9 protein-coding genes are annotated in these 11,697 nt (G+C 66.8%); 5 read left to right on the top strand and 4 right to left on the bottom strand.

Annotation, left to right across the window (positions count from 1 at the left end):
• From PSRA_RS08865 to PSRA_RS08855, 3 genes are all read right to left on the bottom strand, one after another.
• On the bottom strand, nt 1-703 hold a 703-nt coding region (locus tag PSRA_RS08865), incomplete at its 3' end, for an aminotransferase class I/II-fold pyridoxal phosphate-dependent enzyme (protein ID WP_143516466.1).
• Between the two features lie 806 nt (nt 704-1,509).
• Nucleotides 1,510-2,001, bottom strand: coding sequence for a DIP1984 family protein (locus tag PSRA_RS08860; RefSeq protein ID WP_094661536.1), 492 nt, complete (start codon nt 1,999-2,001; stop codon nt 1,510-1,512).
• A gap of 159 nt (nt 2,002-2,160) precedes the next feature.
• Nucleotides 2,161-3,762, bottom strand: a complete 1,602-nt coding sequence (locus PSRA_RS08855) for an ABC-F family ATP-binding cassette domain-containing protein (protein WP_094661535.1) — start codon at nt 3,760-3,762, stop codon at nt 2,161-2,163.
• 326 nt (nt 3,763-4,088) lie between these two features.
• Here PSRA_RS08855 and PSRA_RS08850 point away from each other — a divergent pair, with 326 nt between their 5' ends.
• The 4 genes from PSRA_RS08850 to PSRA_RS08835 all read left to right on the top strand — a co-directional run bounded on the left by PSRA_RS08850 (nt 4,089) and on the right by PSRA_RS08835 (nt 8,354).
• Nucleotides 4,089-5,543 carry an AAA family ATPase gene (locus PSRA_RS08850; protein WP_158216387.1) on the top strand — a complete coding sequence of 485 codons (1,455 nt, stop codon included), beginning with the start codon at nt 4,089-4,091 and terminating at the stop codon, nt 5,541-5,543.
• A gap of 132 nt (nt 5,544-5,675) precedes the next feature.
• The gene (locus PSRA_RS08845; RefSeq protein ID WP_094661533.1) at nt 5,676-6,602 is read left to right on the top strand and encodes an HAD family hydrolase; all 927 of its coding nucleotides are present in this window, start codon (nt 5,676-5,678) and stop codon (nt 6,600-6,602) included.
• Between the two features lie 357 nt (nt 6,603-6,959).
• Entirely contained in the window at nt 6,960-7,394 is a 435-nt protein-coding gene (locus tag PSRA_RS08840; RefSeq protein ID WP_094661532.1) for a hypothetical protein, read from the top strand.
• 9 nt (nt 7,395-7,403) lie between these two features.
• Nucleotides 7,404-8,354: a LysR family transcriptional regulator gene (locus PSRA_RS08835; RefSeq protein WP_094661531.1), complete on the top strand. Its 951-nt coding sequence runs from the start codon at nt 7,404-7,406 to the stop codon at nt 8,352-8,354.
• 182 nt (nt 8,355-8,536) lie between these two features.
• Here the strand turns inward: PSRA_RS08835 and PSRA_RS08830 are convergent, their stop codons facing one another.
• Nucleotides 8,537-9,844, bottom strand: a complete 1,308-nt coding sequence (locus PSRA_RS08830) for a CapA family protein (protein ID WP_143516464.1) — start codon at nt 9,842-9,844, stop codon at nt 8,537-8,539.
• A 310-nt stretch (nt 9,845-10,154) separates the two neighbouring features.
• Between PSRA_RS08830 and PSRA_RS08820 the strand changes: the two genes are divergently transcribed.
• The coding region (locus tag PSRA_RS08820; RefSeq protein ID WP_158216386.1) for a PASTA domain-containing protein at nt 10,155-11,697 on the top strand (1,543 nt) is incomplete at its 3' end.

The following is an 11,697-nucleotide window of genomic DNA, read 5'->3' as shown; positions in this document are numbered from 1 at the left end:
CGTTGATGCCTTTGGTGGTGGAGTACACGACGAGGTCGGCTCCGTGTTCGATGGGGCGGTACAGGTACGGGGTGGGCAGCGTGTTGTCGACGACGACGGCGACGCCGTGGGCGTGGGCGACGCGTGAGATGGCGTCGATGTCGGCGATGCGCGTGGTGGGGTTGGAGACGCTTTCGACGAAGACGAGGCGCGTGTCGGGACCGATGGCCGCCTCGAGGGAGGCGGGGTCGTCGATCCTGTCGATGATGTCGACGCCGATGCCGAGTGCGGGCAGGATGTTGGTGATGAAGTCGAAGGTGCCTCCGTACAGGGCGTTTGCGGCGACGATGCGCCCGCCGTTGTCGGCGAGGGTGAGGATGGTGGCGGCGATGGCGGCCATGCCGGATGCGAAGGCGACGGCTGCCTTGCCTCCGTCGAGGGAGGCGAGGCGAGCCTCGAGCACGTCGGACGTGGGGTTGGATGCGCGCGAGTACAGGTGGGCGCCCGGCTCCTTGCCGTTGGCTGTGCGCGATCCGCGTTCCGCGGTGTGCAGGTCGTATGCGGCGGTGGCGTATATGGGCACGGAGGTGGCGTCCAGGTGCCCTGTCGGATCGTATCCGGCGTGTAGGCTGCGTGTGTCGAAGCCTACGCCGTCGGTGCCCGCCGCGCCCGGGGCGTCTTGCGTGTTCCGTCCGTTCTCGGTGTTCTGCGAAGTGATGCTCATTCTCGTTCCTGTCCGTGTCGGGGCGCACTGCTCCCCAACGCTTCTTGTGCTTGTCCTGGCAATGTGGGCACGCCCCGGTTTCCCGGCGTGGCGCTTCGATGCGTCGCCATGTGGCGCGGATGCGCCCGCGCCCATGCGACCGTGGCGGCTTCTGCCTTGCGGTGGCGTGGGATGCCGGTGGCGTGGGATTCGGCGTATGGGGAACGATTGGCGCGCGTCGCCGCGCGTCGGGTCTGCGCATCCGGTTTTCGGCCGTGCCGACCGGCCGCCCCGTGGATGCGCAGACTATCGCATTCGCCGACGGGGCGGGGCCGTCGGGGGAATCCATCCGGCGGAGGGACGACGCGCCGCGCGATGGAATGCGATGCCGGTCATTTCCGCCTCCCTATCGATGGTTTCCGATTGCTGCGCCCAGCCTAACGCCGCCATGGCCCCCTTGCCGCGGCGTGGTTCGAGGCATTGCTTTGAGTCCCCCATCAGGATTTTTTAGAATCGTGGGCCCCACGCGCACATCGCGCCGCCATCACGAATGCCGGACGGCCGGCATGAAAAAATCTCCTCTCCGCCCGTCATGCGACGAACGGAGAGGAGACTCATGTTCCCCGTACCCTGCCCTCGTCCTTGCGTTCAGCTGACACCCGGTGGTGCTCTGTGAGCCGTTGATATGCGCCTGTGCGAGATGAGGACCTGCGCTGTGAGCGTCGTCCCGTCCCGTGGGTTTTGTTACGACGATATGCCAACTCAAGAAATGTGCGATTCGAACGCGGTGGTATCCACCCTGCGCGCAAGGACTACCTTCTGAACACTCAGCTCGCCGCGCCGGAGCCGGAGGCCGCGTCGTCTCTTTCCATGAGTTCGGTCGACCAGTTCGTGGCCTGGAGCGTGTTGTCAAGCAGGCGGATGCGCTTGGCGATCCGGTCGGCTTCTTTTCGCAACGCAGCCACATCCACCGTGGGGCGGATCCTGATCTCCGCTCCCCTGGCCCTGTCCGTGCTGGCGCTTGCAGACCGGATGAGCTGGCGGTATGCGACCAAACGGGTTCCTTCGCAGTCCTTCTGGGCAATGATCTGCGTAATCGTGCGTCCGTCCACAACGGTGCGGTCGTTGGTGAGGTTGATGTTCGCGATGAGAACGGCCAAACGGTCGATCGCCGCGTCAAGGGCGACGAGTAACGCCTGTGGATCCTCAACGGGCTTCTCGCCCTCCTGTACCAATGCGTTACGCATCAAACGCCCCGAAAGATCGTCAATCTTCACCTTGAGGTCGGCGCGTTCTTGCAAGGCCTCCGCAAGCTTCATATTCATTCCTCCCATGTTCTGCCGTCTCCCACTGGTTTCCCGCACCTTCGCGGAAGAACCCGGCATGCTGCATGCCGTGAGGGCGAGCATACCACGGAAGGTGCGGAATAAGCGACTTGATAAGCGGATTGAATGGGGCGGGACGTGTGCGAGGGCGCGCTACTCCTCGGCCACGAGGTCGAGGTACTCGTCGTTCCAGAGGTCCTCGTCGCCGTCGGGCATGAGCAGCACGCGCTCCGGGTTGAGGGCCTCCACGGCGCCCTCGTCGTGGGTGACGAGCACGATGGCGCCCTCGTATTTCGCAATCGCCTTGAGGATCTCGTCGCGCGAGGCGGGGTCGAGGTTGTTCGTCGGCTCGTCGAGAAGCAGCACGTTGGCGCGGCTCGTCACGAGCGTCGCGAGCGCCAGTCGTGTTTTCTCGCCGCCGGAGAGCACGCGGGCGGGCTTCATGGCGTCGTCCCCGGAGAAGAGGAAGGAGCCGAGGATGGAGCGGGCCTGGGTGTCGTTGAGTTCGGGGGCGACGTGCTGGAGGTTCTCGAGCACGGTCAGGGTGTCGTCGACGGTGTCGTGCTCCTGGGCGAAGTAGCCGATCTTGGCGCCGTGCCCGTAGACGACCTCGCCGGTGTCGGGCGTCTCCTCGCCTGCGAGGATGCGCAGTGTGGTCGTCTTGCCGGCGCCGTTGTAGCCGAGGATGACGACGCGGGAGCCTTTGTCGATGGCGAGGTTGATGCCGGCGAACACGATGTTGCTGCCGTAGGCCTTGGAGATGTCCTTGGCCATGATGGGCGTGCGGCCGCACGGGGCGGGTTCGGGGAAGCGGATGTCGGCGACTTTCTCCTTGCGCTGCGCCTCCTGGGTGCCTTCGAGGAGTTTCTCCGCGCGGCGCATCATGTTCTGCGCGGCGACGGCCTTGGTGGCCTTGGCGTGCAGGCGGATGCCCTGTTTCATGAGGCGTTCGGCCTTCTTCTCGGCCACCTCGCGCTCCCTGCGGCGGCGTTCTTCGTCCACCACGCGCTGATGCAGATACGCCTTCCAGCCCATGGAGTACATGTCGATCTGCGCGAGCTGGGCATCCAGGTGCCACACCTTGTTGACGACTTCGTCGAGGAGCTCGGTGGAGTGGGAGATGACGAGGAAGCCGCCTTCGAAGTTCTTCAGGTATCCGCGCAGCCATTCGATGGAGTCGGCGTCGAGGTGGTTGGTCGGCTCGTCGAGGATGAGTGTGTCGGCGTCGGAGAACAGGATGCGGGCCAGTTCGATGCGGCGGCGCTGGCCGCCGGAGAGCGTGCCGAGGGTCTGCTTGAGCACTTCCTGGGACAGTCCGAGGGATTCGCCCATCTTGATGGCCTCGGACTGGGCGGTGTAGCCGCCGGCGTTCTCGAAGTCCTGCATGGCGCGGTCGTAGCGGCGCATGGCTTTCTCCATGACGTCGGGGTCGGGGTCGGTCATCTCCTTCTCGGCCTTGCGGATGCGGGAGATGAGGCTGGCGATGTCGCGGGCGCTCATGACGCGGTCGAGGGCGGTCTGCCCGGGGTCGGCGGCGTGCGTGGACTGGGGCAGGTAGCCGAGCTTGCCGGTGACGCGCACGGAGCCTCCGGAGGGCAGCATGTCGCCGGTGATGACGCGTGTGAGGGTGGTCTTGCCGGCGCCGTTGCGCCCGACGAGGCCGATCTTGTCTCCCGCGGACACGTGGAAATCGGTTGGCTTGAGCAGTTGCCTCGCTCCGATGCGGATCTCCAGTTGCTGGGCCTCGATGGGCATGCGTGCCTCCTGTGCGCTGTCGGTGTCGTCTGCCGCCGTCGCCGCGCGCCGTATGGCGCGGCGCGGCCGAAGTCTCATCGTAGTGCCACCCGGTCACAGTGGGTGGCACGGCGTGCGACGGGCGTGTCCGGCGTCACGGAGCATTCGCCCCGCAGCCGCGCCGTCGCATCGCCGGTGACACGACGTGTTTCCGGCCGGGGACGGACTACTATGGTCTGGAGGCGGGGCCGCGACGGCGCGGTCCTGTTGAGCGGCGGCGCCCCATGCGGGGCGGCGCCGGAGGGCACAAACCGACACAGCATCAGACACTGCAAGGGAGCGAACCGATGGATATGGAGATTCCCCACTACGAGACGACCCGGACGGAGCCGTTGAAACCACTTGCCGAACGCATGCGACCGCGGCGCATCGAGGACGTGGTGGGCCAGGAGGAGGTCGTCGCTCCGGGCTCCCCGCTCATGCTCATGGCGCAGAACCCCGACCTGTCGTCGCTCGCGGTGCCGGGAGCCGCCCTCCTGTTCGGCCCTCCGGGAACCGGCAAGACGACGCTCTCGCAGCTCGTCGCGCAGGAATCCGGCCGCCACATGATGAAGCTCAACGCCGTGAACCTTAACGTGTCCGACCTGACGGCCACGCTCGCCACCATCTCCCGTCTGCGCCGCCGCAACGAGGAATGCGTGCTGTTCATCGACGAGATCCACCGCCTGCCCCAGGACATGCAGGACATCCTCCTGCCGGTGGTCGAGAAGCGCATGATGTGCTTCATCGCCGCCACCACGGAGCCGCCGGCGAGCGTGCTGCAGCCCGCGCTGCTGTCGCGATGCATCGTGGTGCACCTGCACAAGCTGACGATGGACAACCTGGGCGAGATCCTCGACCGCGCCTGCGCCGACCCGCGCGGCCTCAACGGGCGCGTGCGCCTCGACCCCGAGGCGCGCAAGATGCTCATCGTCAGCAGCGGCGGCGACGCCCGACGCTCCCTGACCACGCTCGAGGCGGCCGCGTCGCGCGCCGTGTGGGAGGGCGGTGACAGCGGCGTCGTGATTCTGACGGCGGACGATGTGCGCGCCGTGGCCGACAACGTGGCCCGCTACTCCTTCCAGGACCAGAGCAACATGACGAGCGCCATGATCAAGTCGATGCGCGGCTCCGACGCGGACGCCGCCGTCTACTGGGCGATGCGCATGCTCAACGCCGGCGAGGACCCGAAGTTCATCGCGCGCAGCGTCATCACCACGGCCGCCAAGGACGTGGGCATGGCCGATCCGGAGGCGCTGCGCGTGGCCACCGCCGCCGCGGACGCCGTCGACCGCCTCGGCATGCCCAACGCACGCTTCCCGCTGCTCGAGGCCGTCGTGTACGTGTCGACGGCGCCGAAATCCGACTCCATCCAGCGCGCCTCCGAGGCGGTCAGCCGCGACATCCACGACGGATACATCGGCGACGTGCCCGACCACCTGCGCGAGCCCCTCGACGAGGAGGCGAAGAAGGAGGGCGAGGGCAACGGCTACCTCAACCCCCATGATTTCGGCGGCTTCGTGCACCAGGAGTACCTGCCCATGGGCATGGAGGGGCACGAGTACTACCAGCCCAACGACTCGGGCATGGAGCATCGCATCATCCCGTGGCTCAAGGACTACCGCGACTACATGGCGCAGAAGCCGTCCGCCGACGAGGAACGCGAATACGAGGAATACCGCCATCGCGCCGCGGCCCCCGCGAGCGCCCCGTCCGCCGACGAGGCGGCCGCGCCTGACGCGGTGACCGGACCGGCGGCGTGACCGCCGCGACGGCAGCCTCTTCGGACGGCGCCCCGGGAGTCCCATCGTTCCCGGGGCGCCGTCGTATGTCCGGTCGTATGTCCGGGATGGCGCGACGGGAGGCCGGACCGCCCCGCCGCCTATGGTGGCCGTATGACACAGCATCGCCCGCAGACCACCGAAGCATCCGCACGACCCGCGTCCGACACGCCGGACACGCCGGGGACGGGGCGGCCCCGCACGCCCCTCGACCCGCGCGACACGCCAGACACGGCTCCGGGCGTGTCGCCTAACGGAGCCCCCGCTCCGTCCGGTACCAATCCCGCCCCGTCCGCCATCCGCGCCGTCGTCTTCGACATCGACGACACCATCTGCGACTCGGCCCGCGCCTTTTCCATCGGCATCCGCAAGATCGTGGCGCGGTACATGCCCGGGCTCGGCGAGGAGCAGACCGCCCGCGCCATCGACATGTGGCGCGAGGACCCGAACGGCCACTACCGGCGCTACACGCGCGGCGAATGCACTTTCGACGAGCAGCGCTTCGCCCGCGCCAACGAGCTCAACGAGGCGTTCGGCGGCCCCGCCCTCTCCTGGCAGGACTACCTCGACGAATGGAAGCCGCTGTTCTGGAACACGTTCTGCTCGAACTGGACGGCGCACGACGACGTGCGCCCCTGCCTCGACGCGCTGCACGCGCTCGGTCTGCGCCTTGGCGCGCTGTCGAACGCCGCCGCCGAACTGCAGACGCGCAAGCTCGCCGCCTGCGGATGCGCGGACGAGGTGCCCCTTCTCGTCACGATGGACACCTTCGGCTTCGGCAAGCCGGATCCCCGCGTCTTCCGTGAGGCGGCGCGCCGTCTCGGCCTCGACCCCGGCGAGGTGGCCTACGTGGGAGACGAGTTCGACATCGACGCGCAGGCCGCATGCGTAGCCGGCATGCACGGCTTCTGGATCGACCGGCCGTCTCACCACCTCGACTCGCGCCACGCCCTGCTCAAAATCCCCAACACGGAGCACTCCGCCGCCCAGGTGACGCGCATCGCATCGCTCACCGAACTGCCCGCCCTGCTCGGCGCCTGACAGGGCCCGCGGGGCAAGCGAACCGCGCCCCGTAGCGGCGGCATGCCCGAGCACCTTCTCGACGTTGCCCAGATCGGGTCCGCCCTCGCGGCAGCCTGCGCGAAATCGCCGACGATAAGCGTAGCGAGGTCACCTGCGATGAAGGCAAGCACATGTCCATCGAGTACGTCAATCCGCCCCACGCCGGGCGCTTTACGCCCAGCGCAAACCGTCCGCGCAATCCCGGGACCCGCGCCCCGCCCACCGTAGAATGGGCATTGGCAGGCGAGCGCCGCCCCTCGCGCATCGCAGCCCGGACGCACGAATGCCGCGCCCGCAGGGACACATCCAGCGGGGGCACGCACAAGGGAGACGCATATGTATATCAACGATCTGGGCAAGAAGGCCGAGGAGCAGGCGCGCAAGATCGCCGAATCCGAGCAGGTCAGGTCCGCCGTGGAGGCGGCCAAGGCCGGCGCTGCGAAGGCCGGCGAGGCAATCCACGACTTCACGCAGTCCGACAACTACAAGGAGGCGAAGCAGTCCGCCGACGACGGCCTGCGCCACGCCGCCTACGCGATGGGCAAGGCCTATCAGCAGGCCGCCGATTCGCAGGCGGCCGACAAGGTGGCGAAGGCGTTCCACACCGGGGCGCAGCGTTTCGCGAGTTTTGCGAGCGCGCTGGGCGACAAGGCCAGGCGCGGCGCCGAGGACGCGCGCAGGAAGGCCGACGATTCTCCCGCCGAGCCACGCGCGATCGAAGGCGACATCGTGGACGGTCCGTCCGACGAACAAGGCCATGCCGGGCGCTAAAATCGAGGCGTGACTCTACTCCAGCTCAAATACATCGTGAAAATCGTGGAGTGCGGCTCCATGAACGAAGCCTCCCACGAACTGTACATCTCCCAGCCCGCGCTCTCCTCGGCCGTCAAGGAACTCGAGAAGGAGATGGGCATCGAGATCTTCACACGCTCCTCGCAAGGCATCGCCCTGACCGTCGACGGCGCCGAGTTCCTCACCTATGCGCGCCAGATCCTCGACCAGACGGAGCTGCTCGAGGAACGCTACAAGCACACCAAGCCCCGCAAGCAGCTGTGCCAGGTCAGCACGCAGCACTACATGTTCTCCGTCGAGGCCTTCGTCAAGATGATGAAGGAGATCGACTCCGACGAATACGAGTTCACCATCCGCGAGACGCGCACCAAGGACATCATCAACCAGGTGGCGAACATGCAGTCGGAGCTCGGCATCATCTACACCTCGGAGTTCAACCGCAACGTCATCGGCAAGATGCTGCGCGAAAAGCACCTCGTGTTCCACCCGCTGTTCGACGCCAAGCTGCACGTGTTCATCAGCCGCAAGAACCCGCTCGCGGCCAAGCGCATGGTCACGATGGACGACCTCAAGCCCTACCCGTTCATCCAGTACGACCAGGGCGAGGAAGGCAGCTTCTACTTCGCGGAGGAGGCCGTCTGGCCCGAGTATTCCCCCAAGCAGATCAACGTGACCGACCGCGCCACCATCCTCAACTTCATCGTCGGCCTCAACGGCTACACCGTGTGCACGGGCATCGACAACGAGGACCTCAACAACGAGAAGATCATCACGATTCCGCTGGACACGGACCGCACGATGCGCCTGGGGTGGATCACGAACGAGCGCGCGAATCTCTCGAACGCCGCCGAACTGTACCTGCAGAAGCTGCGCGAGGTGATCGTGGAGCAGGGCTACACGCTGATCGACAACCCCGCGGAGGAATCCAAGAAGAAGTGACGCCTCTCCCCTCGCCTCTCCCCCTGCGCCGCGCCGCCGCCCTGACGCGGCGTGCATGACGACGGATACGGACACGGGGCCCGGATGCCTGATACCGTTCAGACATCCGGGCCCCGTCGTATTCAGGCGCGGCCGCATTCCATCACGACCGCGGCCGCCGCGCCGTCACCTCCGCCGCGCCGTCACTGCTTGCGCACGCCGCCGACGCCGATCGACGGATCCATCTGCGTGATGTACTGCGAGTACTTCTGGTACACGGCCTCGTGGCTGGCCAGATGCGCGTCATCAAGGCGGTCGAACGGAATCACCTGGTAATTGTGGTACGAGGCGTCGTGATACGTGTAGATCAGGTCGGCGCGCGCATTGCTCAGCTGCACCGCGCTCTGGTCGCCGGTCACGGTTTTCGTGATCGTCACGCCTCCCACCATGCCGACCTGGTTGTCGATGTCATCCTGCGCGCTCATGGTGTTGCCCATGGCGTAGTAGCAGATGGCGTTGCCGATCCACTGCACGGGCTCCACCACATGCGGGTGGTTGCCCACGATGATGTCGGCGCCGGCGTCGGCGAGCTCCTGGGCGAGCGTCTGCTGCTCGGCGGTCGGCTCGAACACGTACTCCGTGCCCCAGTGCATGGCCACGATCGTCACATCGCTTTCGGCGGCGGCCTGGCGCACCTGGTCGAGCATCTCCTGCTCGCGGCCCGGGTACTCGTTGACGAGGTACTCCTCGCCCGCCGGCGGCGTGATGCCGTTGCAGCCGTACGTCCACGACAGGAACGTGTACGTGATCCCGTTCTTCTCGTACACGGGGATGGCGCGCTGCGAGTCCCACGACTCGTAGGTGCCGGCCGTGTGCACGCCGTGCTCCTGCTCCTGGCGCGCCCAGTATTCGAGCGAGCTGCGGATGCCCTTCTCGCCCTTATCGAGCGAGTGGTTGTTCGCCGTGGACACGAGGTTGAAGCCCATGGAGACCATGGCGTCACCGGCCTCCTGCGGGCTGTTGAAGCACGGGTAGGTCGACAGGCCCAGCTGGGTGCCGCCGAGGATGGATTCCTGGTTGTAGTACTTGAGGTCGTAGCCGGTGGAGATGTCGCCGAGGCCGGACATCTGGGAGGCGAAGTTGTACGTGCCGTCCGCCTGCAGGCCGTCGTCGTACACGGGGCTGTGCAGCAGGTAGTCGCCGGCGAGGAAGACATCGGCCGAATAGGTCTGCGTCTCGGGGGTCGACGATTCGCTCGGCGAGGCGGAGTCTGCCGCCTCCGTGGCGGCGGCCTGCGAGGCGGAGGGCGAGGCGGAGGCGCTCGCGGCATCGGTTTTCGACCACGGAGCGGAGCAGCCGGCGAGGGCCGTCAGACCGAAGGCCACCGCAGCAGCCGCGAGACGTCGCGCGATGCCCGGGATGGCGCCGCCACCATGCGCGGCGGTTACTTGCGCTGTGGTTGTCTGCGCTGCGTCGGTTCGTGTTGTCTGTGAGTTCTCCCGTGAGTTCACCCGGGCCCCTTTCCTCTCGTTCTTCAAGCAGAAACACGATATCACGGGCGCGGTGACGAGACGTGAGCGGGAAGACGGACGGCCGGATGACAGAAGGGTTGGACGGGACGATGGGGCACATGGAGCGGCGGAGACGCATGCGATGGACGGAGACGGCGAAAACGCCGCGCGGCGCCGTGAGGTATCCTGAGCCTATGCGCGCGGCCGCTCCCGCGACATTCAGCCGCGACATTCAGCAAGGGGCCTTCGAAAAGTGGGGGCCTTCGGAGAGACAGGGGTTTGTATGTATTGTCCGCATTGCGGAAATCCGGTGGCATCCGACCTGAAATTCTGCACGAACTGCGGCACGCGGATGCCGGATCTGTCACTTCTTGCGAACGCAGAGCCTGCCCCGGCACCCGCGCCTGTGCCGGTCCCCGTACCTGCACCGGCACAGACACCGGTCACCCCGTCCCCCGTGGTGACCGCGGCACCCGCCACGAACCGTCGCGGCACCACGATGCGCATTGTGGCGGCCGTCATCGTGGTTGTTCTTGTGCTTGTGGCGGGCACCGCCACGTTCCTGGGCACGCGTGGCATGCTGCCGTGGCAGAGCGTTCCCGTGCCGTCTCTCGACCAGCTGGCCGGCAAACAGGGCGCGACCGTCGACTCCCTGACCGCGGACCAGGTGGAGGCCGAACTCAGGTCCGAGGGCTTCCAGACCACGCGCAGCCAGCAGTACTCCGGCAAGAACGCCGGGGCGTTCCTCTCGTTCTCCAACGTGTCCGAGGGCCAGCAGCTCAGGCACGGCGACCTCGTCGACATCGTGGAGTCCCTCGGCCCCGGCGTGCCCTCCGGCACCGTCGGCGCGAAGGCCGCGGACAGCAAGCAGACGCTGGCCGGCATGAACGTGCCCGTCACCTACAGGGCCGTCGTCACCAGCGTGCCCGGCTCGTCCTTCGGCCCCGCCGATTCCTCCCCACAGCCGGGCACCGTCGTCGCCACGTATCCGGCCGACGGGCAGCCCGTCACCGACACCGACAAGGGCATCACGGTGGCCGTCGCCACGCAGAGCGACACCGGCATCCCCGTCGACTACTACGGACAGGACCCCGACGCCGTGCAGGCCGACCTCGAATCGCGCGGCTACACGGTGACACGCAAGGCCAAGTTCTCAACGAAGGCGAACGTGGGCAAGGTCGTCGCAAGCGACCCCGCCCTCGGCACCGCCGCGGCGGCCGGGACCAGCGTCACCCTCTACTACGGCGTCGACTCGTCCAGCACGCACGACGTCTTCACCAGAATCTACATCTACCTCACCACAGGGGGCAACGACGGTCCGGAAGCCGCACAAGGCACGTACTGCCGCAAGGACGGCGACTGCATCACCCTCAGCAAGGACTGCAGCGGCTCCTACTGCGATCTGTACTCCAGCCAGACGGGTTCGGCGGATGTTTCCGGAATGACCGAGCTTTTCCCGTGCTTTTTCGCGCAGGGCACATGCATGTATAACCCAGACACGACAACATCTCTCGGAACGGACAGGGCGCCGCACTGGGAGGACAGCCCGCTCCTGTTCGGCAACACCGGCACCTTTGAACTCACCACGTGGCGGCAGGTCACCAACGGCTATTGCGGGACCGACGGCGACTGGAAGTACTGGAAGCGCGAGACCATGTCCGGAGGGAACTCCATGCAGGTCTGCGTGGACGGGCAGATTCGCCAAGACCCTGGTGTTGACAGTTCACTCGATGACCCGGGTTACCAGATGGATGACGCGTGGTATGTGTACGTGCCGGTCGGCGCGGACATCAAGGCCGTGGAGGACATGGGGTATTTCGACGCCGACGCCATGAGCCAGGCCGCCTCGCAGG

The organism is Pseudoscardovia radai (genome assembly GCF_002259605.1).
Lineage (GTDB): Bacteria > Actinomycetota > Actinomycetes > Actinomycetales > Bifidobacteriaceae > Pseudoscardovia > Pseudoscardovia radai.
This window is presented reverse-complemented; position numbering and strand designations above follow the sequence as displayed.

Excerpts from the sequence above, each read along its gene's own strand:
- PSRA_RS08855 (WP_094661535.1), bottom strand. The coding sequence starts at position 3,762 with ATGCCCATCGAGGCCCAGCAACTGGAGATCCGCATCGGAGCGAGGCAA.
- PSRA_RS08845 (WP_094661533.1), top strand. The coding sequence starts at position 5,676 with ATGACACAGCATCGCCCGCAGACCACCGAAGCATCCGCACGACCCGCG.
- PSRA_RS08840 (WP_094661532.1), top strand. The coding sequence starts at position 6,960 with ATGTATATCAACGATCTGGGCAAGAAGGCCGAGGAGCAGGCGCGCAAG.
- PSRA_RS08860 (WP_094661536.1), bottom strand. The coding sequence starts at position 2,001 with ATGAAGCTTGCGGAGGCCTTGCAAGAACGCGCCGACCTCAAGGTGAAG.
- PSRA_RS08850 (WP_158216387.1), top strand. The coding sequence starts at position 4,089 with ATGGATATGGAGATTCCCCACTACGAGACGACCCGGACGGAGCCGTTG.